Source organism: Amycolatopsis rubida (assembly GCF_900115345.1).
Classification (GTDB): domain Bacteria; phylum Actinomycetota; class Actinomycetes; order Mycobacteriales; family Pseudonocardiaceae; genus Amycolatopsis; species Amycolatopsis rubida.
This window is the reverse complement of the sequence record NZ_FOWC01000016.1, coordinates 22,215-47,849: the sequence shown is the minus strand read 5'-3', so window position 1 is coordinate 47,849 and position 25,635 is coordinate 22,215. Positions and strand designations below refer to the sequence as shown.

Here is a 25,635-nt window from a genome sequence, read left to right as displayed (position 1 = left end):
CGGACGATCAGGGAAGACGCGGGTCGACGACGGCCTTGGTCTCGTCCAGCCGGTGCATGGCCGCGATCCGCTCGCTCGCGCCGGACAGCCCGACCGGGCTGCCGAACAGCCGGTCCCACGGCATCCGGGCGGCGAACGACCCGAAGAACTCGATCGCGCGGTGGTAATCGGCGATGTCGCCGTTGAGCGAACCGACGACGGTCAGCTCCTTGCCCATCACCGTGCCGAGCGGGACCGGCGTCGGCTCCGGCCCGGTGCTCCCGACGATCACGACGCGGCCGCGCTGCGCCGCCATCGCGACCGCCTCGCGGCCGACCGACGGCGCACCGGCGAAGTCCAGCACCAGGTCGCCGCCGTGCCCGCCGGTCAGTTCGGCGACGCGCTCGACGATCGCGTCCGAACCCCCGGCGACCTCGACCACGTCGTCGGCTCCGAACTCCTTCGCCAGCTCCAGCCGCGACGCGGGAGCGCCGACGGTGATGACACTGCCCGCCCCGCTGAGGTGCGCGACCGCGGTCGCGAACAGGCCCAGCGCGCCGGATCCCTGCACCACCACGCGAGATCCGGGCCGGACGCCGCCGACGCGGGCGAATGCGCGCAGCACGGTTTTCGCCGCGCACCCGGCCATCGCGGCCCAGGTGTCGGGCACCTCGGCGGGCAGCAGCAGCTTCGCCGCGCCTGGGACGACGTAGGCGTATTCGCACAGCCCAGCGGTCGCGAACGGGGCGACGTCGGACCGCTGCAGGAATCCGTAGCCACGCCGCGAGCACGCGACCGGCTCGCGCAGCACGGTGCAGCCGTAACACTCGCCGCAGGTCGATTCCGACCAGCCGATCCGGGATCCGGCTGTGACCTCGCGGCCGAGCGCGTCGCGCGTGTCCGGCCCGGCCGCCACCACTTCGCCGACCATTTCGTGGCCCAGCACCATCGGCAGCATGCCGGGAAAACTCATCTTCCCGGACCAGATCTCCACGTCCGTGCCGCACAGCGTCGCGCACGAGATGCGGACCAGCGCCGCGCCCGCTTCCAGCTCGGCGGGCAGCGGGAGTTCGGTCAGCTCCAGCGGCGCGCCGTGCTCGGTCAGCACCGCGGCGCGGGTGGAAGTCGGGACGGTCATGGGAAACCTTTCCGGGGACTGGCGGGCCCTGCGGGGCCGGGTGATGGGTTAGTCTACGGACGTCGACAAAAATGTCGAGTCCCCGAATTCCTCCAGGAGCGCCTGTGCCGACCTCAGTTGCGGACCTCGTCTTGCGGGCAGCAGCGGTGCACACCATGGCCGGTGCCGCGCCCGCGACCGCGCTGGCCGTGCGGGACGGACGCGTGCTGCGTGCCGGAACCGACGCCGACGTGCGGGAGCTGACCGGCCCCGGCACGACAGTGCTCGACCTCGGCGACCGCGCGGTGCTGCCGGGCATCAACGACGCGCACCTGCACGCCACATGGCTCGGCGCGCTCTGGCCGGACACCCTGTTCGCCGACGACGGCGCGCCCGGACCCGGCCCGGAGAAGCCGCTGCGCACCGCTGCCGAACGCCGCGCGGCCATCCTCCGCGCGGGCGAAATCCTTGCCGCGCTGGGCATTACGAGCTACACCGAACCCGGTCTCGGGCCGGGCGAGGACGACGGGCACATCGGCGCGTTCGGCATGTCCGTCGTCGAGCAGTACCGGGAACTGGCCGCCGAGGGACTGCTGCGGGCGCGGGTGACCGCGCTCTGGCTGTACGGCGAACTCGACGGCCCGAGCACCTTCGGCACGTTCCGCGCCGGACTGGCCACAGTGGACGGAGCGGGTGCCGACCCGCGCCGGCTGAACTTCCGCGGAGTCAAGATCTTCGCCGACGGCATCCCGCCGATGCGCTCGGCCTACACCCACCACTGCTACGCCGACGGCAGTCACGCCCACCTGCTCGTCGGCGGCGCGGACGACCCGGAGCGCGAGGAAAACTTCACCCGGATGGTCCGCACCGCGCACGAGGCCGGACTGCAGGTCGGCGTGCACGCGACCGGCGACCGGGCGATCGAGCTGATGCTGGACGCCGTCGAGCGCGCCCGGGAGGAACGCGACGTCGACCTCGGCCACTACGTCATCCACGGCGACCTGGTCAACGCGGCGCAGCTGAAGCGGATGGCCCGGCTGGGGGTCGGGCTGTCCGCCCAGGCCGGGATCGCGGTGCGCACCGCCGGCGTGGTCGACGAGGCGCTGGGGGCGGGCAGTTCGGTCGCCGCGTGGCCGCTGCGGGAGGCGCTGGACGCCGGGATCCCGCTGTGCCTGACGTCCGACGCGCCGGTCCTGCCGCCGGACTGGCGCAAGGAAATCGCCGCTGCGGACCAGTGGATGGGTCCCGCCGAGGACGTAGGGAAGCGGATGGAAACGCTGCTCCGCTGCTACACCGTGCACCCGGCCCAGCAGGACGGTGCCGCGTCGTGGAAAGGCACGCTGGAGCCGGGGATGGCGGCCGACCTCTGCGTGCTGTCCGCGGACCCGTTCGCGGTGACTCCCGGCGAGCTTCCCGCCGTCGAGGTGGACCTGACCGTCCTAGGTGGACAGATCGTCCACGAACGCTCGCCCGGAACAATCGCTTAACGTCCGTGAGGGGCACTCTGAGTCCCTCAGGGTTCCCCTCACGGACGGCTGGCTCAGGTGAGCAGCTGGCCGCCGTCCACCGGGAGGCTCGTGCCGGTGATGTGGGCGGCGGCCGGGCTCGCCAGGAACACCACCGCCGCCGCGACGTCCTCGACCGCGGCCATCCGGCCGTCCGGGATCCGTGCCACCCACGCGTCGTGCGCGGGCGATCCGGGCGGCATCGCGGCGGCGAGCATCGGCGTCGCGACCGGGCCGGGCGCGACGGCGTTGACCCGGATCCTGTGCTCCGCCAGTTCGAGCGCCGCCCACCGGGTCAGCGCGTCCACGGCCGCCTTGCTGCTTTCGTAACCGCCCATTCCCGGCGTGGGCTGCCGCCCGCCGATCGAGGACAGGTTCACCACGACGCCCGGCTCGCCGTGCCCGGCCGTCCGGCGTTCGACCATCCGGCGGGCGACCAGCTGCGTCATCAGGAACGTCCCGTGCACATTGGTCGAGAGAACGCGCAGCAGGTCCGCGCCGGGCAGGTCCAGCAACCGGCCGTGGACGCTGAGCAGACCGGCGTTGTTGACCAGGACGTCGACCGGGCCGACCTCGTCGAGCGCGGCGGAGATCGCCGCCTCGTCGGTGATGTCGAGCCGGATTCCGCGCCCGCCCACCGGTTTGGCGGCTTCTTCGGCGCCGTCGAGGTCGGCGAGCACCACGGAATCACCTGCTTGGGCGAAGGCGGCGCCGATCGCGCGGCCGATGCCGCCGGCACCTCCGGTGATCAGCACGGTACGGGCAGCGGGCATCGTCGTTTCCTTTCGCCGGGAGCGGGGTTCGCGGGCTTATAGTATACAAGCGTAGAAAATAAATCCCGTGGATCGCAGGAGGAATCGTGGCGACGGATCGATCTGGACTGGGCCCGGCGTTCCCGCGCGTGCCGGCGTTGTCGCTCGGCTCGTGGAACACCTGGGACCGGATGGAGTTCGGCGACGCGGTGGCGCTGATCGCTCGCGCGGCCGAACTCGGGCACGCCTTCTTCGACGTCGCGCACTACGACATGGGTCCGCACGCCGAGGGCTCCACGACCGACCAGATCTTCGGCCGCGCGGTGCGCGAAGCCGGTCTCGCCCGCGAAGATTGGCTCTACTGCGGGAAACTGTGGCTCTGGGACTACCCGAACGTCGGCTTCGCGCAGCAGCTGAACACCTCGCTGGAGCGCGTCGGCGTCGAGTCCGCCGATCTGGTCGTGGTCGGCGACTACTTCGGCGAAGTCGACCTCGAACGCGTCGTCGCGGACGTCGCGGAGCAGATTGAAGCCGGCCGGTTCCGCGCGTGGGGCGTGAACAATTGGCGCATTGACGATCTGCGCAAAGCTTTTGCCATTGCGCGCAAACGTGGTTTGGCGCCGCCGGTTTTCGCGCAGCTCAAGTACGGGCTGGCGCGCCGGTCGATGGCCGAGGGCGAGTTTTACGCGCCGCTGTTCGCCTCCGGAGAGCTGACGCTGCAGGCGTCGGACATTTTCGAAGGCGGGCTGCTCGTCGGGAATCTGAAGCCGAATCGCAAGATCGGCGCGGATGTCGGCGGCATCCGGGAGAAGATCGCGGACGCCTGGCCGATCGTGCGAAAGATCGCCGACGAGCTGGACGCGTCGCCCGCGCAGCTGGGAATTGCCTTCTGCCTGGCCAATCCCGCGACCGCGAACGTCCTTGTGGGCATCTCGCGGCAGGCGCAGCTGGAGGACAACGCGGGCGCGCTCGCCTTGCTGGAACGCGTCGGCGCGGACCGGATTCGCGAGCTGACGCGGGAGCTGTGGTTCGATCGCGAGGTCGCCGCCGACGGAACCTGGTGAAGGGGCTGGTGTTTTTTGTCGACGTGCGTAGACTAAAGCTCCCCGGGGTGCCCGGAGGGGCATCCCCGACGCCGTGAGGAGCCGCCACATGACGAAACCAGCGCCGGACCGCATCGTCGACATCGCCATCGGGTACATGGGCGCGAAGCAGTTGTTCGCCGCCTCGCGGATCGGTCTGTTCCGCGCGCTCGCCGACGGTCCGCGAACGGCGCCGGAACTCGCCGCGGCCACCGGCACGGGCGAACGGCTGACCCGGATCCTGGCCGACGCGATGAACGCGCGCGGCCTGCTGGAGCGCACCGACGGCCGCTACGCGCTGGCCGGGGACGCGCAGGAGTACCTGGGCGGGAACGGTGCCACGGATCTGGCGCCGTTCCTGACCTTCCTCAACGAAATCAGCTACGGCCACTGGCTCCAGTTCGACACCACTGTGGACAGTGGCAAACCGGGCGACCTCCAGATGGACGAGGGCCGCTGGGCGACGTTCATGGCGGGCGTGATGCGCTACAACTCGCTGCACGCCTCGATGCTCGCGCGCGCATTCGATTTCTCGCCCTACCGTTCCATGCTGGACCTGGGCGGATTGTCGCCGGAATTCGCGATCGGCGCGTTGCGGGCGAATCCCGCACTGACCGCTCGTTTCGTTTTCGGACCCGAGTCCACGCAGGGGATCACCGACGCGGTGAATGCGGCCGGCTGCGCGGATCGCACGAGCGTCGACCCCGCGCCGACCGAATCGGCGGAACCGGGCGGAGAACACGATCTGGTGATGGTGAACCACGTTGTGCACCGGTTTACCGCGGAGCAGAACCGAAAGATCCTCGCGAATGCCCGCGCGGCTGCCGGTGACGGAGCGACGTTGCTGCTGCTGGACTTCTTCCTCGACGACGACGAACGGCAGCGCCCGATCGACGCGCTGCACGCGGGCGAGTACTTCGTGATCGACGGAACCGTGGTGTATCCGGAGGCGGAAGTCCGCGAATGGCTCGACGGTGCAGGATGGCGCGTATGCGATGTCCTCGCACTGCCCGGGAGCCCGCGCGTTCTCGTCGCCGACGCGGTCTGAAAACGGCCCGCGAGGCCGGGAGATAACAAACGCATCCGGCCCGTTGATTTTTTAGCCGACAATCGTAGACTATCCCGCACCACGGCGAGCCGGGCCGCACTCGCAGGCCCGCCGTTCCCGGCGGGGCGCCGAGCGATCCCGCCGGCGGTCCAGCACCCTGAGAGAGGGACTCAATGACGAGGACAAGGACAGCGGCGTTGTTCGCGGCGGCGGCCGCGGCGCTGCTCGCGATCGCCGGATGCACCGGCTCGGGCGCCGCCGGGACGGGCGCGGGCACCGACGAGCTGAAGGCGGGCGTGTTCCTCGACGTGACGTCGTGGGACCCGGCCAACGCCGACATCGGCTTCGACGGCCCGTACCTGTCCGCGGTCTACGACCCGCTGGTCGCCCTGGACAAGGACGCCAAGCCGATCCCGGCGCTCGCGAAGTCGTGGGACTGGTCGGCCGACCGGCTGAGCCTGACCATGCACCTGCGCGACGACGTGGCGTTCGACGACGGCCAGAAGTTCGACTCCGCCGCGGCGGTCGAGAACCTCGACCATCTCAAGGCGGGTACTCGTTCCGGGCAGGCCTACGCCGACGTGAAGAGCGTCGAGGCGAAGGACGCCTCGACGGTCGTGCTCCATCTGTCCGAACGCGATGACGCGCTGCTGTACTTCATGGGCCTCGGGCGCAGCTGGATGGCCTCGCCCAAGGCGATCAAGGCCAACTCGCTCGCCAACGGCCCGGACGGCTCCGGTCCCTACACCTTCGACAAGGCGTCCTCGCAGCCGCAGGCGCAGTACGTCTTCAAGAAGCGCGCGAAACACTGGGACAGCGCCACCTACCCGTTCCCGACGGTGCGGCTGTTCCCGATCACCGACCAGGCGGCGAGCTTCAACGCGATGCTGTCCGGTCAGCTGAACGTCCAGTTCGCCAACGCGGCCAACCTCCCGAAGGCGCAGCAGAACGGCTGGAACGTCGCGAAGAAGCCGGCGTCGTGGGTCGGCGTGCAGTTCGCCGACCGCACTGGCAGCCAGGTGAAGGCGCTCGGCGACCAGCGCGTGCGGCAGGCGATCTCCTACGCCTTCGACGCGGCGGGGATCCTGAAGGCGGTCGGCAACGACGCTGGCACGGTCACCGACCAGCTGTGGCCGAGCGGCAGCGAGGTCTACGACCCGGCGGGCAACGGCAAGTACAAGACCGACCTCGCGAAGGCCAAGCAGCTGCTCGCCGAAGCCGGGTATGCCGGCGGCTTCAGCCTGAAGATGCCGATGTCCACGATCTTCCAGGCGTGGCAGCCCGCCGCCGAGCAGACCTTCGGGCAGCTGGGCATCAAGGTCGACTGGCAGAACATGTCGATGCCGGACTACCAGAAGAACGCGCCGACGTACCCGATGTTCCTCGCGGTGATCGCGATGGACGGCAACGACATGGCCACGCTGACCGACCAGGTCACCTCGAAGCAGTGGTACAACCCGAATCCGTCGGTGGAGGCCTTCCCGGAGGTGAAGGCGCTCGTGCAGAAGGCGCAGCAGGCCGAGCCGGGCCCGGCGCAGACCGCGGCGCTCAAGCAGCTCAACACCAAGCTCGTGGACCTCGCCTGGTGGAACGTCTGGTACCAGGCCGACAACCTCTACTTCAGCGTCAAGGGCATCACCGTCACGCCGATCACCGGCATGATGTTCCCGACGCTGCGGTTCATCCAGCGCGGCTGACGCGCCCGTCGTCCCCGGGTCCGTCCGAAGACTCCACAGTGGACGGACCCGGGGGAGGAGCCGAACGACATGCTCACATTCATCGTCAAACGCCTGGTGTCCGGGATCCTGCTGCTCGTGCTGGTCACCAGCGGCACGTTCTTCCTGGCGCACACGGCGGTGGGGGACCCGACCGCCGGTCTGCTCGGCAACAGCGCGACCCCCGCGCAGCAGGCGGCGCTGCGCGCCCAGATCGGGTACGACCGGCCGCTGCTCGTCCAGTTCTGGGACTGGCTGTCGCACGCGGCCACCGGCGACTTCGGGACTTCCTGGCGGAATTTCCAGCCGGTCGGCGAACAGATCGCGCTGCGCGTGCCGGTGACGCTTTCGGTCGTCATCGCCGCGACGCTGCTCGCGGCGATCTTCGGGGTGCTCGTCGGGGTCGTCTGCGGGCTGCGTCCCGGCGGCGTGCTCGACCGCGTGCTGAAGCTCGCCTCGGTCGTGCTGTTCGCGCTGCCCGGGTTCTGGGTCAGCCTCGTGCTCGTCACCTGGTTCGCGATCCAGCTGCAGTGGTTCCCCGCGGTCGGCTACGTGTCGCCGGACCAGTCGGTGGCGGGCTGGCTGCGGTCGATCGCGCTGCCGTCGATCTCGCTGTCGCTCGGCGCGATTGTGATGATCGCCGAACAGCTGCGCAACGGCTTCCTCCAAGTCGCGAATCAGGACTTCGTCCGCACGCTGCGGGCGCGCGGCCTGTCGTCGCGCCGGGTCACGACGCACGTGCTGCGCAACGCTTCGCCGTCCGCGCTGACCGTGCTGGCGCTGATGTTCGTCGGCCTGCTCGGCGGCGCGGTGGTCGTGGAGATCGTGTTCAACCTGCCGGGGATCGGCAGCCTGACGCAGTCGGCGTCGCAGATCGGGGACATCCCGGTGCTGCTCGGCCTGACCGCGGTGACCGTCGTGTTCGTCGTGATCGTCAACTTCCTGCTCGACCTCGTGCTCGGGTGGGTCAACCCGAAGGTGCGCGACCGATGACCGCTGCCCCGTTCCCCGCCACGCTCGCCCCGGTGAAGCGGATTTCCTTGCTGTGCCGGTACTTTCGCCGTCCGGTCGGCGTCGTCGCGCTGGTCGTGTTCGCGCTCGTCGTGGTCGCCGCGGTGTTCGCGCCGTGGCTGGCCTCCTACGACCCGAACCACGTCGACTTCGCGCTCACCCACGCCCAACCCGGCAACGGGCACCTGCTCGGCGGCGACTCCGCCGGACGCGACATCCTCAGCCGGCTGCTCTACGGCGCGCGGACCACGCTGTACGGCGGCGTGATCACCTGCGTCACCGGCGTCGTGCTCGGCGTCCCGACCGGCGTGGTCGCCGGGTACGTCGGCGGCGCGACGGACCGGATCTGCTCCTGGACCAGCGACGCCTTGCAGTCGGTGCCCGGGATGATCGTGCTGCTGGTCGTCGCGGCAGGCACCGGCCAGGACTTCACCGTGCTGATGATCGCGCTCGGCGTGTTCCTCTCGCCCGGCTACTACCGGATCACCCGCGCCCGCGCGCTCACGGTGCGCCGGGAGCCGTACATCGACGCCGCGCGCGTGGCCGGGGTCGGCACGCTGCGGATCCTGCGCACGCACCTGCTGCGCGCGGTGTACGCGCCGATCATCGTGCAGACCGCGCTGACCGCCGGGCTCGCCATCGGCATGCAGGCCGGTCTGCAGTTCCTCGGCATCGGCTCGGCGTCGACGCCCAGCTGGGGCCAGACGATGAACGACGGCTTCCTGAACATGCTGACGTACCCGCTGATCCTGCTGTGGCCGTCGATCGCGCTGGGCGTCACCATCGCCGCGTTGGCGTTCATGGGCTCGACGCTCGCTGATCTGGTCAGTGTCCGGGCCGAACAGCCGACTCGCCGGGGCCGGGCCCGGGTGCGGGAAGCCCTCGCGGCTCCGGCTCCGGACGCGCTGGGCGAGCGCACGGCTTCGGGCGCGCACGAACACGCGGCAGCGGATTGCGCGCTGCGGATCGAGAACCTGCGGGTCGGCTACGCGACCGACAAGGGCGTCAAGGAGGTCGTGCGCGGGGTGTCGCTGGACGCGGCACCCGGCGAGGTCCTCGGGATCGTCGGAGAATCCGGGTCCGGGAAGACACAGACGGTGTTCTCGGTGCTCGACCTCCTGCCGCCCGGCGGGACCGCCGTCGCCGACGGCATCTGGGTCGGCGGGCACGAGGCCGGGAACGCGGCCGCGCGGGCGAAACTGCTCGGCCGCGAGATCGGATACGTGCCGCAGGAACCGATGACGAACCTCGACCCGTGCTACCCGATCGGGCAGCAGCTCGTCGAGCCGCTGCGTCGCGTGCACGGGCTGGACAAGGCCGCGGCGAAGAAGCGGGCGCGCGAGGTGCTGGAGAGGGTCGGCCTCACTGACCCGGACCGCGTCATGGCGAGCTACCCGCACCAGATCTCCGGCGGCATGGCGCAGCGCGTGCTGATCGCCGGCGCGGTGGCCGGGCGGCCGTCGCTGCTGGTCGCCGACGAGCCGACGACCGCGCTCGACGTGACGGTGCAGGCCGAGGTGCTGGAGCTGCTGCGCGAACTGCAGGCCGAGTACGGCATGGCGCTGGTGATCGTCACGCACAACTTCGGCGTGGTCGCGGACATCTGCGACCGTGTCGTGGTGATGAAGGACGGCCGGATCGTGGAAACCGGTCCGGTGGAACGGATCTTCCGCGCACCCGAGAACGCCTACACCGCCGAGCTGATCAGCGCGTCGCTGGACGACACCGAAGGACGGGACGAGCTGGACGAAGCCTGGGAACGCCGCGGCCTTGCCCACGCGACCGGAGAGGAGGGCGGGCGATGACCGCACCGCTGCTCGCGATCGAGGACCTCGTGGTCGACTATCGGCTCAGCCGCCGGGTCCGATTCCGGGCCCTGAAAGGGATCTCGCTGGAGGTGAAGCCGGGCGAATGCGTCGGGCTGGTCGGCGAAAGCGGGTCGGGGAAGTCCACTTTGGGCAAAGCCGTGCTGGGCCTCGCCGCGCCGGAATCCGGCCGGATCACCTTCGACGGCGAGGACATCACCCACGCCCGGGGCGCGACGCGGCGGCGGCTGGCCAGTGACATCCAGGTGGTGTTCCAGGACCCGTACGGCTCGCTGGACCCGACCATGACCGTCGGCGAAGTCCTCGCCGAACCGCTGGTGGTGGCGGGAACGTCGCGCGCGGAAGCCCGGACGGTGGTCGCGGACATGCTCGACCGGGTGCGCCTGCCCGCCGACGCCGTGCACCGGTATCCGGGGGAGTTCTCCGGCGGACAACGGCAGCGGATCGCGATCGCCCGGGCGCTGGTCCGCCGGCCGCGGCTGATCGTGTGCGACGAGCCGGTGAGCGCGCTCGACCTGACCACGCAGGCGACGATCCTCGATCTGTTCCTGGAACTCCAGCGCGAAACCGGGGTGTCTTACCTGTTCGTGTCGCACGACTTGGGCGTGGTGCACCGGATCTGTCACCGGGTTTCGGTGCTGTACCAAGGAGAGATCGTCGAATCGGGTCCGACGGCTGTGGTTACCCGGGCACCGGAGCATCCGTACACGCGGCGGCTGCTGCTGGCCGCTCCGGTAGCGGACCCGGCCCGGCAGGCGGAGAGACGGGCGGCCCGGCTGGGGCTCGGGTAAGCACTCCTCGCGTTCGCCGGTGCCCGGATTCCGGGCTCGCCGCGCCCGCGGGCGGTCGAGCAGGGTCACATTCGTCGCGGGAGAATACGGGTTAGAGTCTGTAACCATGCCGAAGGTCATCGATCACGATCAGCGACGACGGGAGATCGTCGAGGTCGCCAAGAAGCTGATCATCGAGGGCGGGTTCGAGGCTGCCACGATGCGCAGCATCGTGACCGCGGCCGGGTTCGCGAACGGTGCCCTCAAGCATTACTTCCCCAGCAAGGACAGCATTATCGCGGCGACGTTCGAGAGCGTGCTGCAGGAGACGTCGCAGCGGATGTCCGAACTGGATCCGTCGCTGGGGCCCGCGGAGTCGTTGCGGGGGTTCGTCGAGGCCGCGATTCCGTTCGACGAGCATCAGATCGCGTCGGCTCGGGTTTTGCTGGTGTTGTGGGAGCATTCCGTGGCCAATCCGGATCTCGCCCGGCAGTATCGGGATTTGCTGGACAGCTGGCGGGGCGAGCTGACGGTGCGGATCGCTGCTGCTCGGGGGAAAGGGGAGGCGGCGGATGCTCCGGTGATCGGGGTGTTGGCGGATGAGATTATCGCCGTTTCCATCGGGGCGAATGTGACCAGTTTGATGCATCCGGTGGGGAAGGTTGCCGGGCGGTATCGGGCTTATGTGGACGGGTTGATGGCTCGGATCGGGGATTGAGTTCCTGCTTGGGAGGGCGGCTCGTCGCCTGGGGGCGACATTGCGCCCGGGGTGGGTGGGGCACCCCGAAGGGTGAGTGTGACGACGGCGCGGGGGTGCTTGTCAAGGCGGGAAAGATGCCTTGACAAGCACCCTCGCGCCGTGTTTTTGGCTTCGTATCGGGGGCGGGGGGAGTGTGGCTGCCTGGGCGGGCGGGTGCGTTGGCTGCGGTGGGGTGGTGGGTGCGCGCGGGTGGGGTGCGTGGTCGCGGTGAGTTGTGCGGAGGCGGGGCGGTCTGTGAAGGGGTTCCTCCCGCCCGGCGGCGGAGTCGTGAGGGGAACTCAGGGGATCAGCGTCAATGAGGGTGGCCCTCACGGAACGCTGGACCGGGTGGCGGGTTTTGTCTACGATTGTAGAATGACTTCCGCGTTTCCGGTCATCCGCACGCTTTCCGCGCGTCCTGTTACTGGGCCTCCGGTCGTGCTGATTCATGGGTTCGCGTCCTCGGCTGCGTGTGATTGGCCTGCGGAGTACTGGGCCGATCCGCTGGCGGCCGCCGGGCGGGAGACGGTTGTGGTGCAGTTGGCGGGGCATCCTGGCGGGCCCAGGGTCGCGAAAGCCGAGGAGGCGACCGCGACTCGGGTGGTGGACGCGTTGGCGGAATGTGCTGGCACGCAAGAGGTCGACGTCGTCGGTTACTCGCTCGGGGCGCGGCTCGCGTGGGATCTCGTTTCGCATCCCAAGGTGTCGGTGCGGCGGTTGGTGCTGGGCGGGTTGAGTCCGCAGGAACCGTTCGCGGCGGTTGATCTCGGGGCTGCGCGGCAGGCGGTCCGAGGCGGACCGGCTCCGGACGATCCGCTGACCGGGGCGATCACGGCGATGGCGGCGGCGGGGGATTCGGAGTCGCTGCTGAATCTTGTCGAGGGGTTGGCGAGCGAGCCGTTCGATCCGGGTGCGGGTGTTCCGCAAGTGCCGACGTTGTTCCTCGCGGGGCGGCAGGACTTCATGGCACACGGGATCGAGCAGCTGGTGGCGCGCGTGCCGGGTGCGCGGCTGCGGCAGGTCGCGGGGGATCACCGCGGTGCGCTGGTGGGCGTCGAGCTGCGGGAGGCGGTGTTCGACTTCCTCGGGGCCGCGGCGTTGTGAGGCGCCAGAATGGCCGCTGCGGCGCAGTCGTGCCAGCCTGGAGCGCATGACGACACCGGCGCAGCTCCGCAGAACCGCCCTGTCCTACCCGGAGACGGCCGAGCTGGCTGTTGCCGGCACGGTCGCGTTCACGGTGCAGGGCAAGGAGTTCGCTGCCCTGCGGCCGGACCGGCAGGTCGTGCTCCGGATGACGCCGTCCGATGTGGACGAACTGCGCGCCGCCCACCCGACCGCGCGCCGCGTCGCCAGGGCGGGGGCACGGTTGCCGATCGAGGACATCAACGGGCAGCAGCTCAACCACTGGGTGCGGCGCGCGTGGCTGGCTCGGGCCCCGAAGCGGCTTGCGGCTCCGGTGGCTGCCGCGGGGACCGCGGTGGCGGGGGAGGTCGGCGACTTGCCCAGGGCGATCGGCAGTCCGGCAACCCGGGCGCTGCACGGTGCGGGGATCACGACGCTGGCGCAGATCGCCGAGCGGAGCGACGCGGAGCTGCTCGCGTTGCACGGCGTGGGCCCGAAGGCGGTGCGGCTCCTTCGCGGGGAGGCCCAGGACTAAACCGGGCCGTCGCGGATTCGGTCAGCGGCCGCGGCCAGGACAGGTGCCCGCTGCGGCTCCGGGCGGGGTGCCCGTGGCGAGGATCTACCGAAGCTTGCCGACGGCTTGCCCGGCGGTGGGCCGATATCTCGGCGGCAGACGGGGCAACGCCTCAGGACTGCGGTGAATCCGCTCCGGTAGGCGCGGGGTCGGGCGGGTCGCCCTCGAAGCCGTTGGCCCAGTAGCGGCCGCGCAGCGAAAGGTTTTGCAGCATCCCGGTGGCCTCTTCCGCCGACATCGGCGCTGGGTCCGTTTCGAGCCACCACCGCAGGACGGCGAGCTGTTCCCCGACCCACGCCCTGGCCAGCACGCCGAGGTCGATGCGCGGCGTGACGTCGTGGTGGTCGGCGCGGGACTTGAACACCGAGCGCACCGCGTCCATGCGCGCGTCGGTGAACTGCCGCAGCGCCCGGCCGTCGCCCTCGCCGCGCAGGATGAGCAGGTAGAGATCCCGGTTCTCGCGGGCGTGCCGGAACAGTTCCAGCGCCGGTTTGCCGGTGAAGCCCACTGAAGAGGCCGGGACCAGCGGCCGCAGCCGTTCGTCCAGTTCCTCCTGGAGCTCGGTGACGACGTGCCGCAGCAGCGCGTCCTTGTCCGGGTAGTGGCTGTAGAACGTCGCGCGGCCCAGATCGGCCCGTTCGGTGATGTCCTCCACCGTCACGTTGGCGTATCCGCGTTCGAGCACCAGCGACACCAGTGCGTCGCGGAGCAGGCCGCGGGTGCGGCGGGTCCGTCGGTCAGTGGTCGGCAAGAGGCCCCCTTCGGTCGTTGCCGGCCCGAGTGTAGCGAACTGTTGACACCGCGACTGTTAATAGACACAGTGTTCAGCATTGGTCAATCTGACGGAAAACAGGGAGTCGGCGTGAACCTGGGCAGCTATGTCACCCGTGCCAGCACGTTCTGGCCCGATCAGCAGGCGCTGGTGTGCGGCGAGCGGCGGTGGTCCTACCGCGAGCTGGAGGAGCGGACGAACCGGCTGGCGTCCGCGCTGCTCGCGTCCGGCGTCGAGCCCGGGCAGGCAGTCGCCACCTTCTCCGGCAACAGCGCGGAGCTGGTGGAGACCGAGATCGCTTGTTACAAGGGCGGGTTCCTGCGCGTGCCGATCAGCGCGCGGCTGTCCGCGGGCGAGGTCGAGCACATCCTGGCGGACGCGGACGTGCGAGTGCTGCTGGTCGATGCCGAGCACGCCGAAGCGGCGCAGAAAGCGGCTGCCGGGACTTCGTGCGCGCTGATCGACTACGACGGCCGCACGCCGGATGCGCGGTCCTACGCCGACGTGCTGGCGGCGGGGTCGCCCGAGCCGGTCGCGGTCGAGGTGAGTGCGGACGATCCGTCGGTCCTGCACTTCACGTCCGGGTCCACCGGGAAGCTCAAGGCCGCGGTGCAGACGAACGGAAACCGGCTGGCGAACCTGCGCAAGCGGTTGATGAGCCCGGAAGGCGCGCCGTCCGCCTCGGAAACGTACCTGGCGGCGGGTCCGATCACGCACGCCACCGGAATGGGTTTGCTGGCGGCCTTTTCCCGCGGGGCGACCGCGGTGGTGCTGCCGCGCTTCGACGCGGTGGAGTTTTTGGCGGCAGTCGAGAAGGAGCGGATCACCTCGACGTTCCTGGTGCCGGTGATGCTGAACATGGTGTTGTCGCATCCCGCCGTCCACACCGCCGACCTGTCCTCGCTTCGTTGCCTTCGGGTGGGTGGCGCGCCGGTGTCGCCGCAGCGGTTGCGGGACGCGGTGGCGGCGTTCGGTCCGGTGGTGATGCAGGGGTACGGCCAGGGCGAGACCACCAGCGGCGTCACGGTGCTGACCTGCGAAGACGTGGTCCGCGGGATCGAGGAGGACGCGGAGTTGCTGTCCTCGGCGGGGCGGCCGTTGTTCGACTCCGAGGTCCGGGTGGTCGACGACGAAGGCCGTCCGGTGCCCGCCGGGGAACTCGGCGAGGTGGTGGTGCGCGGTCCGGACTGCGTGACGGAGTACTGGCACGAACCGGAGCTGTCCGCGGAGACGTTCCGCGACGGCTGGGTGTACACCGGCGACATCGGCTACCTGCGCGCCGACGGGTATCTGTTCATTGTGGACCGCAAGAAGGACATGATCATCTCCGGCGGCTACAACATCTTCTGCACCGAAGTGGAATCCGTCCTCTACGAGCATCCCGCCGTTTCCGAGGCGTGCGTGGTGGGCGTGCCCGACGAGAAGTGGGGCGAAGCGGTGAAGGCGGTTGTCGTCCGCCGCTCGGACGTCACTGCCGAGGAACTGATCGAGTTCTGCGCGGAACGATTGGCGCGCATCAAGAAACCCCGCTCGGTCGATTTCGCCGAGGAACTCCCGGTGAACCGCAACGGCAAGATCGACCGGCGCGCGGTGCGGGACCGGTATTGGGCGGGCGAAGCCCGGAAAGTCCACTGAGGAGGTCCCGCATGTCCTTCACCCTTGCCCCGGCTTACGACGACAACCCGCGGCTCGCTGAGCTTGTCGGCCGGTTGCGCGAATACCTGTCGGGCGAACTCGCCGAGTACGAGGCCACGCTCGGGCTGACCCCGGAGACCCCGTTGGCCCGGGCCGTGATCGAACCGGTCTGGAAACGCTGCCGGGAGCTGGGTTTCTACGGGGTCCACCTGCCCGGCGAGTACGGCGGCCTCGACCTGAGCTACACCGAACTGGCCGCGCTCAAGGAGGAGGTCGGCGCGTCCGGGCGGATCCTTTACCACTGCGTGCTCGGCGACCTCGGCGGTCCGCTGCGCGCGGGCGCGATCTTCGCCACGGCTACCGAGGAGCAGCGCGAGCGGTATTTGCTGCCGCTCGTCCGCGGGGAGCGCGCGTGCTGCTTCTCGCTGACCGAAACCAATGCCGGGTCGGATGTGCGGGCCATGCGCACCACGGCGACCCCGGAGGGCGACGGCTGGCGGATCAGCGGCCACAAGGTGTTCTCCTCGGCGGGTCCGATCGCCGATTTCTCCGTGCTGGTCGCCCGGATGGCGGGGGAGGACGAGAGCTACTCGGCGTTCCTGGTCGATCTGGACTCGCCGGGCTGCACGGTCGCCGACGGGGAGGTTCCGATGTCCGGCCAGCACATCGAGTCCGACATCATCCTCGACAACTGTTGTGTCGGCCCGCAGCAGCTGCTGGGCCGGGTGGGGGACGGGCTGCGCATCGGGCTCGGCCGGGTCACCACCAACCGGCTGCTGCACTGCCCGACAGTGCTGGGCCACGCCCGTCGCGCGCTGGAACTCACCATCGAATTCGCCCGCACCCGCCAGGTGTTCGGCGGTCCGCTGGCGGCGCTGCAGTCGATCCAGCACAAGATCGCCGACATGGCCACCGCGTACTACGCGGCCCGCGCCATGACCTACGACGCACTGTCCGCATTGGACTCCGGGAGCAAGCCGAGCACGGAGGCGTTCATGTGCAAGCTGTTCGTGGCGGAGAACGCCTTCCGCATCGCGGACGAGGCGGTGCAGATCCACGGCAAGGCCGGGCTCGTGCGCGGCGCGGAGGTGGAGTGGCTGTTCCGGCGGCTGCGGATGTTCCGCGTGCTGACCGGATCGTCGGAGATCCAGAAGAACGGCATTGCCAAGGCCCTGCTCCTGCCGTCCGGGACCCAGCGGTGAAGCCCGCCGGGACCCGGCAGCGTACGGCCGCGCCGGCGGGCGGCACCGCGGGGAACGCCTGGCTGCGCCGCTGGTCGGTGGTGGCGATGCTGCTGCTGTTCATGCTGATCAACTACGGCGACAAGGCCGTTCTCGGGCTGGCCGCACGCCCGATCATGCACGAATTCGGGCTGAGCCCGTCGCAGTACGGCCTGCTGTCCAGTGCGTTCTTCTTCCTGTTCAGCGTGTGCGCGCTGGCGGTCGGGTTCGCGTCGAGCCGGATCTCGACGCGGTGGATCCTGCTGGCGCTCGCGCTGGTCTGGGCGGTGACGCAGGTGTCCGTGGTCGCCGCGAGCGGGGTCGGGCTGCTGCTGATCAGCCGGATCGTGCTCGGCGCCGCCGAAGGGCCCGCGCAGCCGATGGCGCTGCACGCCGCCTACAGCTGGTTTCCCAACGCCAAGCGCAACATCCCGAGCGCGCTGATCGTCGGCGGCGGCGCGCTGGGCGGGGCGATCGCGACCCCGCTGCTCACCGTGGTGATCGTGCACTTCGGCTGGCGGGCCGCGTTTCTCGCGATGTTCCTGGTCGGCTGCGTCTGGTGCCTGCTGTGGCTGGTGATCGGCCGCGACGGGCCGGTCGACCTCGCTCCGTCCGGAGCGGCGCCGGTCCCGGCAGGCCGCGTCCCCTACCGGCGGATCCTGCTCTCCGGAACCTGGCTCGGCGGGTTCGTGGGCGCGTTCGGCGCGTACTGGACGTCCACGCTGATGGTCGCCTGGCTGCCGTCCTATCTTGAGATGGCGCTCGGCTACAGTGCGGGCGAGGCGGCCGCCATCGCCACGATCCCCTGGGTGGCCGGGCTGATCCTGACCTTCGCGCACGGCGCGATCACCCAATGGCTGCTGCATCTCGGCGTGCCCAGCCGGATCGCCCGCGGCATCCTCGGCGGCTGCGTGCTGGTCTTGGCGGGCTTGGCGATGGTGCTGCTGCCGACCGTCACGCAGCCCGCGCTGCGGATCGTCCTGATCGCCGTGGCGTTCAGCTTCCACGGCGTCACCTTCGCCAACGGCCAGACGGTCAACAGCGAGATCAGCCCGCCCGCGCAACGGGGTGCGGTGCTGTCGGTCAGCGTCGCGCTGGTCACCGTCGCCGGCCTGCTCGCGCCGTATCTCACCGGCAGGCTCGTCGAGTCCGCGGCCGGACCGGCCGCCGGTTTCGCCACCGCCTTCGCCATTCCCGGGGTCCTGATGCTGGCCGGCGGGGTAGCCGCATTGTTCTTCGTCCGCCCGGAACGCGACGCCCGGCGCATCGCGGCACTCGCCGCAGTCAAGGAGAAACCGTGACCAATCCGTATACAGTGGACAATGCTTATTGGAGCCGCGGCTACGTCGACCCGGCCTTTGTCCGTCTCGGCATGACCCGCGCCAGGGAAACCGGCCCGACCCGGCGGGTGTGGCGCGGCGCGGGCCCGCGCCGGGATCTGCCCGAGGACCACGAGGACCTGGACAACCTGCTCGTCGCCCCGCGGGCCGGGGCAGCGCCCGTCAAGCTGAGCGAGTTCCTGGCCGGTGCGGAAACCGACGCCATTCTGGTGGCGCACCGGGGGAAGATCGTCTATGAACGGTACTTCCACGGCATGCGGCCACACGACGTGCACCTGTCCGCGTCGGTGGCGAAGTCGTGGACCGGGCTGCTCGCCGCGCTGCTGATCGACGAGGGCGTGCTCGACGCCGATCAGCCGTTGGCCCACTATGCCCCCGAACTCGCCGGCACGGCGTTCGGCGACGCCACGATCCACCACCTGCTGCACATGGGCACCGTCATGGACTACGGTGGGCGGCCGTTCTGCAAACCCCTTGAAGCGCAACGATATTTCGCCGCTGTCGGCATCGTGCCCCGTCCCGCTGGCTACACCGGGCCCACGAGCGTCAAGGAACATCTGGCCACCGCGCGGGCCGTCGCACCGCCGGGAACCGAATTCCGCTACGACAACGGCAACACCGAGGCGGTCGCCGAAGCCCTTCGCCGCGTCACCGGCGTCAGCCTGGCCGAACTGTGGAGCGAACGGGTCTGGGCCCGGCTGGGCGCGGACGAGGACGGCGCGTACTGCCTGGATTCCACCGGCACGGAGATCGCCTGCGGCCGCTACAGCGCCACCCTGCGCGATCTCGCCCGGGCAGGGGAGATGCTGCGTCGCGGCGGGACGGTCGGCGACCAGCAGATCGTGCCGGAACGCGTCGTCGCCGACCTGACTGCCGTGCCGCCCGGGCCCGCGCGGCGCGCCCTGCCGACCGGTGCCGCGCGGCCGATCGGCTACCACAATTTCTGGTGGGTCCCGGACGAGGGCTACGGCACCTTTGGCGCGCGAGGCATCCACGGGCAACGGTTGCAGGTCAGTCCGGGGCGGGAGCTGGTCATCGCCCACTACGGATCGCATGTGATGTCGCCTTCGGTTCCGGTGCCGCGGCTGGAAGCGGTGTTCGCCCGGATCGGCGATCATCTGGCCGGGTAACGCCGGCCGCTTGCTCTGCTAGCGTTGCCGTTGTGGTGCAGAAGATCCGGGTGTCCGAGGCGAGGTCGAGGCTGCTCGCGACGGCCACCCGGATCTTTTACGCCGAAGGTCTCCACTCGGTCGGGGTCGACCGGATCGTGGCGGAGGCGAAGGTCACCCGGGCCACGCTGTACCGGCATTTCCCCGGCAAGGAAGACCTCGTCGTCGCGTATCTCCAGGGCGTCTCCGAGATGGAGCGCGCCGGGGTCGGCAACATCCTCGCCGGCCACCCGCCCGCGGCCGAAGCCCTGCGCGCGGTCGCCGAGTGGATCGCCGAGAGCATCCAGTCGGCGCACTTCCGCGGCTGCGCGTTTCTCAACGCGGCGGCGGAATACCCGGACCCCGGACATCCCGTGCACCAAGCGGTCCTGACCCACCGCGAGTGGTTTCTCCGCACGGTCACGGAGTTGTTCGCGCGGGTCGGTTCGTCCGCACCGGAGCCCGCGGGGCGGCATTTCGTGATGCTGCGCGACGGTGCGATGGCGTCGGGCTGTTTGACGGATCCGGCCGAGGTCGGCGACACCTTCCGGCAAGGGGTCGACGGCATCCTGCGGCACCGCCTCGGCTCCGGGGCGAGCCCGTAACACTTCTGAAAGCCCGGTTGGCGTTGACGCCGCTCGGGGTCTGCCGAGAAGCTGAGGGAGAACGAACGTTCTGTCTCATTCAGCTCTCGGAAGGATCACCGTGACCATCGTTGACTCGCCCGCCGGAACCGCTCCGGCGTTGCGCCGGCTGTACTTCGTGCGGTTCGCCTTCGCGGTCGTCTGGGCCGCGCTGCTGTTTCTCACGGCCAAGACGCACGTCGGCCCGATCGGAGTTGTCCTGGTCGTGGCGTATCCGCTGTTCGACGTCGCCGCCGCGGTCGTGGACGCGCGCTCGTCCCGTGCCGCGGGGTTGTCCGTGAACATCGCGATCAGCCTGCTGGCAGGCATCGGCCTCGCGATCGCCAGTGCGTCCGGCGTCCCGGCGGTGCTGCGGGTGTGGGGTGCGTGGGCGGTCGCCGCCGGTCTTGTCCAGCTGATCGTGGCCGTCGGCAGGCGCGGGATGGGCGGCCAGTGGCCGATGATCCTCAGCGGCGGCATCTCGGTGCTGGCCGGGGCGAATTTCGCGCTCAGTGCCGGCGCGCCCGACCCGTCGCTCGCCGCTGTGGCCGGATACGCGGTGCTGGGCGGGATTTTCTTCCTGGTCTCGGCGCTCCGGCTGGGCCGCACTGCCGCCCGCCTGGGGACCAAAGACTCCGGCAGCGCGGACGTCCGCCCGCAGTGACCGCGGGTCGCGCGGATTAGCGTCGAGGGCGGGACACCGAACGCGAGGAGAACCCAGTGCGAATCCTGACCCTCAACCCTGGTTCGTCCAGCTTGAAGGCAGCGGTCGTGCACGATGGCGCCGCGGTCGGCTGGGCGGCCTGGCAGAGCGAGATGACCCGCGCGGTCGTCGACGCCGTGGAGCGCTGGCCGCGGCCGGACGGGGTGGCAGTGCGGTTCGTCCACGGCGGCGCGCCAGAAAACGCCGGTTCTGGTAACCGACCAGGTGGTCGCGAATCCCGACCGGCTCGTCCCGCTGGCTCCGCTCCACCAGCCGCTGTCGCTGAACGTCACCCGGCAGGTCCGGGACCTGCCGGGTGTGCCGGTGGTGGCCTGCTTCGACACGGCGTTCCATGCGGACCTGCCCGACGCCGCCGCGCACTATCCGCTGCTGCGCGAGTGGACGCGGCAGAACCGGTTGCGCCGTACTTCCCGCCGGACACCAACACGCTCCTGGAAGTGGCCGCGCACTGCCTGCGCAGCCGGGACCTGGTCAACGTGGTGGTCGCGGGCAAGAACGAGACACCGGCCTGGCTCGACGCCGAGGAGGCCGCACTGCACTGCGCACGAGGTCTGGGCATCTGGGAATGGGCCGGCACGCACGCGGACCGCGAACCGGACGTCGTGCTCGCGTGCGCGGGCGACGCCCCGACCCTGGAAATCCTCGCCGCGGCGGCGATCCTGCGAGAGGAACTGCCGGAGCTGGCGGTTCGCGTGGTCAACATGGTGGCTGCAGCCGGAAACGGAGCACCGGCACGGACTGAGCGACTGGGAGTTCGACGCGCTGTTCACCCCGGACCGTCCGGTGATCTTCGCCTACCACGGCTACCCGTGGCTGATCCACCGCCTGGCCTACCGCCGCACGAACCACGCCGGGCTCCATGTCCGCGGCTACACCGAACACGGCACCACGACCACGCCGTTCGACATGCTGGTGCGCAACCGCATGGACCGGTTCCAGTTCGTGATCGACGTGCTGGACCGGGTTCCGGGACTGCTCGCCACGACCGGCCCGCTGCGGCAGCGGATGACGCGCACGCAGGAACGGCACCGGCACTGGATCACCGAACACGGCGAGGACCTGCCCGAGGTGCGGGAATGGCGGTAGTGGCGCGCTCGCGGGCTTCGATCCGGTTCGCTGAGGGCCGTTGGTCCCTCGAAGTCGGGACAGGTTCCGCTATTTCGCGGCGCTGCCGGGAGCGAGGCTCGGTTCAGTGCCCCCTCACCCGGAGACTGCCATGAACGTTTTCCTGCCGCTCGTCGTCGACCAAGCGCTCGCCGCCGCCGTGCGCGCGCCGTCCCCGCAGAACACCCAGCCGTGGCGGTTCGTCGTCGACGGCTCCCGGATCGAGGTGCGGCTCGACCGGGACCGGGTCCTCCCGATCGCCGACCCGGCCGGGCGCGAGGCACGGCTGTCCTGCGGCGCGGCGGTGTGCAATCTGCTGCTCACCCTGCGGGTCAACGGCGTGCGCGGCCGGGTGCGGATCGTCCCGGACCTGACCGACCGCGATCTGCTTGCGGTGGTCTCGATCGAGGGGAACACTCATCCGTCCACTGTGGACCGGAGCCTCGCGGAGGCGGTCTACCGGCGGCACACGAACCGGCGTCCGCTGTCCGATCGGCCGGTGCCGGTGTCCGCGCGGAGACTCCTGCGTTCGGCCGCACTGGGCGAGGGCGGCCAGCTCGAATTTCTGGACGCCTCGGGCCACTACGCGCAGGTCTCCGCGCTCGTCCGGCGCGCGGAGACCGAGCAGGCCACGGACGCGGCGTTCCAGGCGGAAACCGCGAAGTGGGCCGGCCGCGCCCCGGACTGCCCGGACGGCGTGCCCACCTCCGCGTTCGGGCCGCCCGCCGACGTCCCCGGCGTGGTGTCGCTGCGCTCGTCGCACGAGAACCGCTCGATCCCGCCGCGGCAGTTCGAACAGGACCCGGTGCTGGTCGCGGTGCTGACCCGCGACCAGGGCGCGGCGGCCGACGTCCGCGGCGGGATGATCATGGAACGCGTCCTGCTCGCCGCGACCGCGGAAGGCTTGGCGTCCTCGTTCCTGTCGCAGCCGTTCGAGGCCCGGTCCACGCGGGCGCAGCTGCTGGCGGCATTCCACGGCCTGGGGCACGTGCACACGCTGCTGCGCATCGGGTACGGGCTGCCGGCGCGGAGGACCGCGCGACGGCCTGCCGCCGAGGTGACGACGATGCGGAGTGCGCCGGAGGTCGCCGCGTTGTGAGGCGGTGGCGGAACCGGGCCGTTGGTCCCCGCCGCCGTGCCCTCCGGGACGGGTCGGGCGGTCCGCCTGCCCGGGGCGGAATTCCTCTGTGGACAGCGCGTTGCGCGGGCGATTCCGGAGCACGGGAGGTGCGGAAGATGGAAACATGGACGGACCCCCTCCTGCGGTGGTGGCACCTGCTCGTTCCGGGACCCGGTTCGGTGGCGCGCGCCTCGGACCGGGTCCAGTCCGGGCTCCTGCTTGCCGCGGTCCTCGTCGCGCTGACCGCTCTCCCGTTCGCGGCCGCCGTCGGCTCGGAGCTTTACGGGACGCGGAAACCGGTCTCGGCCGGACAGCTGACCGAGCGCAACCAGGCGACCGCGATCCTGCTGACTGACGGCCCCGCGACAACGGTCAACGGGCGCAGCGGGCTCGCCGCCGGACGACGCGACCTGGCGCGCACCGGACGGTTCGCGTCGAACCGGCCAGGTCGCGGCCGCCGAAGGCGCGCGGCGCGGCGACCGGATTTCGATCTGGGTGGACCGCGCGGGAAACCCCGTCCCGCCGCCGCTGACCGCCGGGGCGGTGCTGGCCGGCGCGGTGTGCGCGGCGGTCGGGCTGTGGGTGTCGGTGTGCTTGGTGCTGGCCCTGGGGTGCGGTGGCGCGGTGTTCGCGCTGAACCGGCGCCGGAGGGCCGAGTGGCAACGCGAGTGGGATGCCGAACAGGCCAAGCGCACCCATCCGTGACCGGCGGCCCGGTTTGCCCCGGGCCGGTCTTTGCGGCATCTTTACGCGTGGTGTGCCGGGAAGTCTGGTCGGCCTGCCCGTGCCCAGCCGGGCGGCGGGCGGTCCAGTCGACCCCGAGGAGCCCCGTGGCGTCAGGCGTGCGGAAAGAAATCCCGAGTTCCGGCGGAGCCGCGCGGGCGGCCGTAGCCTGGGGGCATGCGCGCAGCGGAGCTGGCCGAGGAGTTCCCGGTCGTCGATCTCGACGCGGACGCGCTGGCGGCCGCGCGCCTGCTGGCCGAGCACCGGCTGCCCGGGCTGGTGGTGACGGAAGCGTCCGGGCGCCCGCACACGGTGCTGCCCGCCTCCGACGTCGTGCAGTTCCTGGTGCCGCCTTACGTGCGCGACGATCCGTCGCTGGCCGGGGTGCTCAGCGAGTCGATGGCGGACCGCGTCGCGGACAAGCTGGGCGGACGGACGGTGCGCGAACTGCTGCCCGGCGAACCTCGCGAGCTGCCGAGGGTGGACGCCGACGACACGATCGTGGAGGTCGCCGCGACGATGGCCCGGCTGCGCTGCCCGCTCGTGGCGGTGATGCGGGACCGGACGCTGCTCGGCGTGGTCTCCGCGTCGCGGCTGCTGGAGCACGCGCTGACGCCTCGCTGATCCGCGCGCGCCTGCTCCGGGCGGTCCGCCGGTGAGCACGGTCATCGCGGTCGTCGTGTTCGTGGTGGCCTACGTGTTCATCGCGACCGAGAAGATCCCGAAGATGACCGCCGCGCTGGCCGGGGCGGGCGTGGTGCTCGCGACCGGGGTGAGCGGGTCGGCGGACGCGTTCTTCTCCGAGGACACCGGCGTCGACTGGAACGTGCTGTTCCTGCTGCTCGGGATGATGATCATCGTCGGGATCCTGCGCCGCACCGGGGTGTTCGAGTTCGTCGCGATCTGGGCGGCCAAGCGCGCCAAGGGGTCTCCGCTGCGGATCATGCTGCTGCTGGTGCTGATCACCGCGGTCGCCTCGGCGTTCCTGGACAACGTGACCACGGTGCTGCTGATCGCCCCGGTGACGCTGCTGGTGTGCGACCGGCTCGACCTCAGCCCGGTCCCGTTCCTGATCGCCGAGGTGCTGGCGTCCAACATCGGCGGCACCGCGACCCTGATCGGCGATCCGCCGAACATCATCATCGGCAGCCGCGCGGGCTTGGCGTTCAACGACTTCCTGCTCAATCTCGCGCCGATCGTCGCGCTCGAACTCGTCGCGCTGGGGCTGGTGCTGCCGTGGCTGTTCCGCGGCTCGTTCACCGTCGACCGGCAGCGGGTCGCCGACGTGATGGCGCTCAACGAACGCGAAGCGATCCGGCAGCCGAGGCTGCTGGTGAAGTCCGGTGCCGTGCTGCTGCTGGTGTTCGCCGGATTCGTGCTGCATTCGGTGCTGCATCTGGACCCGTCGGTGGTCGCGCTGCTCGGCGCGGGCCTGCTCGTGCTGCTCTCGGGCACGCCGCCCAAGCAGTATCTCGACGGCGTCGAGTGGGAGACCCTGCTGTTCTTCGCCGGGCTGTTCATCATGATCGGGGCGCTGGTCAAGACCGGGGTGATCGACTGGCTGGCGAAGCTCGCCGCCGGAGCCACCGGCGGGAACGCGCTGCTGGCGGTCTCCTTGATCCTCGGCGTGTCCGCACTGCTGTCCGGCGTGATCGACAACATCCCTTACGTGGCAACGATGAGCCCGCTCGTGCTCGCGCTCACCCACGACATCCCGGACCCCGCGCACGCGGAAGCACTGTGGTGGTCGCTGGCGCTCGGCGCGGACTTCGGCGGCAACATGACGGCGGTCGGGGCCAGCGCGAACGTGGTGGTGCTCGGTCTCGCCGCCCGGGCGGGTTCGCCGATTTCGTTCTGGGAGTTCACCAAGAAGGGCGCGGTCGTCACGGTGATCACTGTGCTCGTCGCCGCCCCGTATCTGTGGCTCCGTTACTTCGTGTTCTGACTCTCGATAGCGCGCAAAACGGATGAAAACCCTGACCGGGC

23 protein-coding genes and 2 pseudogenes are annotated in these 25,635 nt (G+C 70.5%); 22 read left to right on the top strand and 3 right to left on the bottom strand.

Annotated elements, in window-relative coordinates; all coding sequences use genetic code 11:
- Positions 1-7: 7 nt before the first annotated feature.
- Positions 8-1,117 carry a zinc-binding dehydrogenase gene (locus BM362_RS38345; RefSeq protein WP_093576488.1) on the bottom strand — a complete coding sequence of 370 codons (1,110 nt, stop codon included), beginning with the start codon at positions 1,115-1,117 and terminating at the stop codon, positions 8-10.
- Between the two features lie 104 nt (positions 1,118-1,221).
- On the opposite strand from BM362_RS38345, the gene BM362_RS38340 reads away from it, so the two are divergent.
- Positions 1,222-2,583 (top strand): amidohydrolase, encoded by a 1,362-nt coding sequence (locus BM362_RS38340; protein WP_208865466.1) that lies wholly within the window; start codon positions 1,222-1,224, stop codon positions 2,581-2,583.
- Between the two features lie 53 nt (positions 2,584-2,636).
- On the opposite strand, the gene BM362_RS38335 is transcribed toward BM362_RS38340, so the two are convergent.
- On the bottom strand, positions 2,637-3,374 hold the full coding sequence (locus BM362_RS38335) for an SDR family NAD(P)-dependent oxidoreductase (protein WP_093576486.1): 738 nt from the start codon (positions 3,372-3,374) through the stop codon (positions 2,637-2,639).
- 86 nt (positions 3,375-3,460) lie between these two features.
- Here BM362_RS38335 and BM362_RS38330 point away from each other — a divergent pair, with 86 nt between their 5' ends.
- The 9 genes from BM362_RS38330 to BM362_RS38290 all read left to right on the top strand — a co-directional run bounded on the left by BM362_RS38330 (position 3,461) and on the right by BM362_RS38290 (position 13,201).
- Positions 3,461-4,417, top strand: coding sequence for an aldo/keto reductase (locus BM362_RS38330; protein ID WP_093576485.1), 957 nt, complete (start codon positions 3,461-3,463; stop codon positions 4,415-4,417).
- Between the two features lie 88 nt (positions 4,418-4,505).
- Positions 4,506-5,483, top strand: coding sequence for a methyltransferase (locus BM362_RS38325; protein ID WP_093576484.1), 978 nt, complete (start codon positions 4,506-4,508; stop codon positions 5,481-5,483).
- A 173-nt stretch (positions 5,484-5,656) separates the two neighbouring features.
- The gene (locus BM362_RS38320; protein ID WP_093576483.1) at positions 5,657-7,180 is read left to right on the top strand and encodes an ABC transporter substrate-binding protein; all 1,524 of its coding nucleotides are present in this window, start codon (positions 5,657-5,659) and stop codon (positions 7,178-7,180) included.
- A 69-nt stretch (positions 7,181-7,249) separates the two neighbouring features.
- Positions 7,250-8,191 (top strand): ABC transporter permease, encoded by a 942-nt coding sequence (locus BM362_RS38315; RefSeq protein ID WP_067585447.1) that lies wholly within the window; start codon positions 7,250-7,252, stop codon positions 8,189-8,191.
- Positions 8,188-10,014 (top strand): dipeptide/oligopeptide/nickel ABC transporter permease/ATP-binding protein, encoded by a 1,827-nt coding sequence (locus tag BM362_RS38310; RefSeq protein WP_093576482.1) that lies wholly within the window; start codon positions 8,188-8,190, stop codon positions 10,012-10,014. The genes BM362_RS38315 and BM362_RS38310 overlap by 4 nt, the downstream gene beginning before the upstream one ends.
- Positions 10,011-10,826, top strand: a complete 816-nt coding sequence (locus BM362_RS38305) for an ABC transporter ATP-binding protein (protein ID WP_093576481.1) — start codon at positions 10,011-10,013, stop codon at positions 10,824-10,826. The genes BM362_RS38310 and BM362_RS38305 overlap by 4 nt, the downstream gene beginning before the upstream one ends.
- Positions 10,827-10,932: 106 nt before the next feature.
- A complete protein-coding gene (locus tag BM362_RS38300; RefSeq protein ID WP_067585438.1) occupies positions 10,933-11,523 on the top strand; it encodes a TetR/AcrR family transcriptional regulator in 591 nt (196 codons plus the stop codon).
- 396 nt (positions 11,524-11,919) lie between these two features.
- Positions 11,920-12,648 (top strand): alpha/beta fold hydrolase, encoded by a 729-nt coding sequence (locus tag BM362_RS38295; protein ID WP_093576480.1) that lies wholly within the window; start codon positions 11,920-11,922, stop codon positions 12,646-12,648.
- 46 nt (positions 12,649-12,694) lie between these two features.
- Positions 12,695-13,201, top strand: coding sequence for a helix-hairpin-helix domain-containing protein (locus BM362_RS38290; RefSeq protein ID WP_093576479.1), 507 nt, complete (start codon positions 12,695-12,697; stop codon positions 13,199-13,201).
- A 151-nt stretch (positions 13,202-13,352) separates the two neighbouring features.
- On the opposite strand, the gene BM362_RS38285 is transcribed toward BM362_RS38290, so the two are convergent.
- On the bottom strand, positions 13,353-13,991 hold the full coding sequence (locus BM362_RS38285; protein ID WP_093576478.1) for a TetR/AcrR family transcriptional regulator: 639 nt from the start codon (positions 13,989-13,991) through the stop codon (positions 13,353-13,355).
- Between the two features lie 111 nt (positions 13,992-14,102).
- On the opposite strand from BM362_RS38285, the gene BM362_RS38280 reads away from it, so the two are divergent.
- The 12 genes and pseudogenes from BM362_RS38280 to BM362_RS38225 all read left to right on the top strand — a co-directional run bounded on the left by BM362_RS38280 (position 14,103) and on the right by BM362_RS38225 (position 25,594).
- Positions 14,103-15,647: an acyl-CoA synthetase gene (locus BM362_RS38280; protein WP_093576477.1), complete on the top strand. Its 1,545-nt coding sequence runs from the start codon at positions 14,103-14,105 to the stop codon at positions 15,645-15,647.
- An 11-nt stretch (positions 15,648-15,658) separates the two neighbouring features.
- Positions 15,659-16,849 (top strand): acyl-CoA dehydrogenase family protein, encoded by a 1,191-nt coding sequence (locus tag BM362_RS38275; protein WP_093576476.1) that lies wholly within the window; start codon positions 15,659-15,661, stop codon positions 16,847-16,849.
- Positions 16,846-18,168: an MFS transporter gene (locus BM362_RS38270; protein WP_093576475.1), complete on the top strand. Its 1,323-nt coding sequence runs from the start codon at positions 16,846-16,848 to the stop codon at positions 18,166-18,168. Before BM362_RS38275 ends, BM362_RS38270 begins: the two co-directional genes overlap by 4 nt.
- The gene (locus tag BM362_RS38265) at positions 18,165-19,337 is read left to right on the top strand and encodes a serine hydrolase domain-containing protein (RefSeq protein WP_093576474.1); all 1,173 of its coding nucleotides are present in this window, start codon (positions 18,165-18,167) and stop codon (positions 19,335-19,337) included. Before BM362_RS38270 ends, BM362_RS38265 begins: the two co-directional genes overlap by 4 nt.
- 50 nt (positions 19,338-19,387) lie before the next feature.
- A complete protein-coding gene (locus BM362_RS38260) occupies positions 19,388-19,960 on the top strand; it encodes a TetR/AcrR family transcriptional regulator (RefSeq protein WP_093576555.1) in 573 nt (190 codons plus the stop codon).
- Between the two features lie 100 nt (positions 19,961-20,060).
- Positions 20,061-20,642, top strand: coding sequence for a hypothetical protein (locus BM362_RS38255; protein ID WP_067585414.1), 582 nt, complete (start codon positions 20,061-20,063; stop codon positions 20,640-20,642).
- Positions 20,643-20,906: 264 nt separating this feature from the next.
- Positions 20,907-21,047 (top strand): annotated as a pseudogene (locus BM362_RS49605) (acetate kinase); the annotation flags it as partial.
- Positions 21,048-21,097: 50 nt separating this feature from the next.
- Positions 21,098-21,788: pseudogene (locus tag BM362_RS38245) on the top strand (phosphoketolase family protein); the annotation flags it as partial.
- Positions 21,789-21,918: 130 nt separating this feature from the next.
- Positions 21,919-22,905 carry an Acg family FMN-binding oxidoreductase gene (locus tag BM362_RS38240; protein ID WP_093576473.1) on the top strand — a complete coding sequence of 329 codons (987 nt, stop codon included), beginning with the start codon at positions 21,919-21,921 and terminating at the stop codon, positions 22,903-22,905.
- Between the two features lie 372 nt (positions 22,906-23,277).
- A complete protein-coding gene (locus tag BM362_RS50830) occupies positions 23,278-23,631 on the top strand; it encodes an Rv1733c family protein (RefSeq protein ID WP_425285761.1) in 354 nt (117 codons plus the stop codon).
- Positions 23,632-23,826: 195 nt separating this feature from the next.
- Positions 23,827-24,273: a CBS domain-containing protein gene (locus BM362_RS38230; RefSeq protein WP_067585409.1), complete on the top strand. Its 447-nt coding sequence runs from the start codon at positions 23,827-23,829 to the stop codon at positions 24,271-24,273.
- Positions 24,274-24,304: 31 nt separating this feature from the next.
- The gene (locus BM362_RS38225; protein ID WP_093576471.1) at positions 24,305-25,594 is read left to right on the top strand and encodes an ArsB/NhaD family transporter; all 1,290 of its coding nucleotides are present in this window, start codon (positions 24,305-24,307) and stop codon (positions 25,592-25,594) included.
- Positions 25,595-25,635: the final 41 nt, after the last annotated feature.

Bases quoted from the DNA above. Each gene is read 5' to 3' on its own strand.
- BM362_RS38345 (WP_093576488.1), bottom strand. From the start codon at position 1,117: ATGACCGTCCCGACTTCCACCCGCGCCGCGGTGCTGACCGAGCACGGC.
- BM362_RS38335 (WP_093576486.1), bottom strand. From the start codon at position 3,374: ATGCCCGCTGCCCGTACCGTGCTGATCACCGGAGGTGCCGGCGGCATC.
- BM362_RS38325 (WP_093576484.1), top strand. From the start codon at position 4,506: ATGACGAAACCAGCGCCGGACCGCATCGTCGACATCGCCATCGGGTAC.
- BM362_RS38320 (WP_093576483.1), top strand. From the start codon at position 5,657: ATGACGAGGACAAGGACAGCGGCGTTGTTCGCGGCGGCGGCCGCGGCG.
- BM362_RS38315 (WP_067585447.1), top strand. From the start codon at position 7,250: ATGCTCACATTCATCGTCAAACGCCTGGTGTCCGGGATCCTGCTGCTC.
- BM362_RS38310 (WP_093576482.1), top strand. From the start codon at position 8,188: ATGACCGCTGCCCCGTTCCCCGCCACGCTCGCCCCGGTGAAGCGGATT.
- BM362_RS38305 (WP_093576481.1), top strand. From the start codon at position 10,011: ATGACCGCACCGCTGCTCGCGATCGAGGACCTCGTGGTCGACTATCGG.
- BM362_RS38300 (WP_067585438.1), top strand. From the start codon at position 10,933: ATGCCGAAGGTCATCGATCACGATCAGCGACGACGGGAGATCGTCGAG.
- BM362_RS38295 (WP_093576480.1), top strand. From the start codon at position 11,920: ATGACTTCCGCGTTTCCGGTCATCCGCACGCTTTCCGCGCGTCCTGTT.
- BM362_RS38290 (WP_093576479.1), top strand. From the start codon at position 12,695: ATGACGACACCGGCGCAGCTCCGCAGAACCGCCCTGTCCTACCCGGAG.
- BM362_RS38275 (WP_093576476.1), top strand. From the start codon at position 15,659: ATGTCCTTCACCCTTGCCCCGGCTTACGACGACAACCCGCGGCTCGCT.
- BM362_RS38240 (WP_093576473.1), top strand. From the start codon at position 21,919: ATGAACGTTTTCCTGCCGCTCGTCGTCGACCAAGCGCTCGCCGCCGCC.
- BM362_RS38230 (WP_067585409.1), top strand. From the start codon at position 23,827: ATGCGCGCAGCGGAGCTGGCCGAGGAGTTCCCGGTCGTCGATCTCGAC.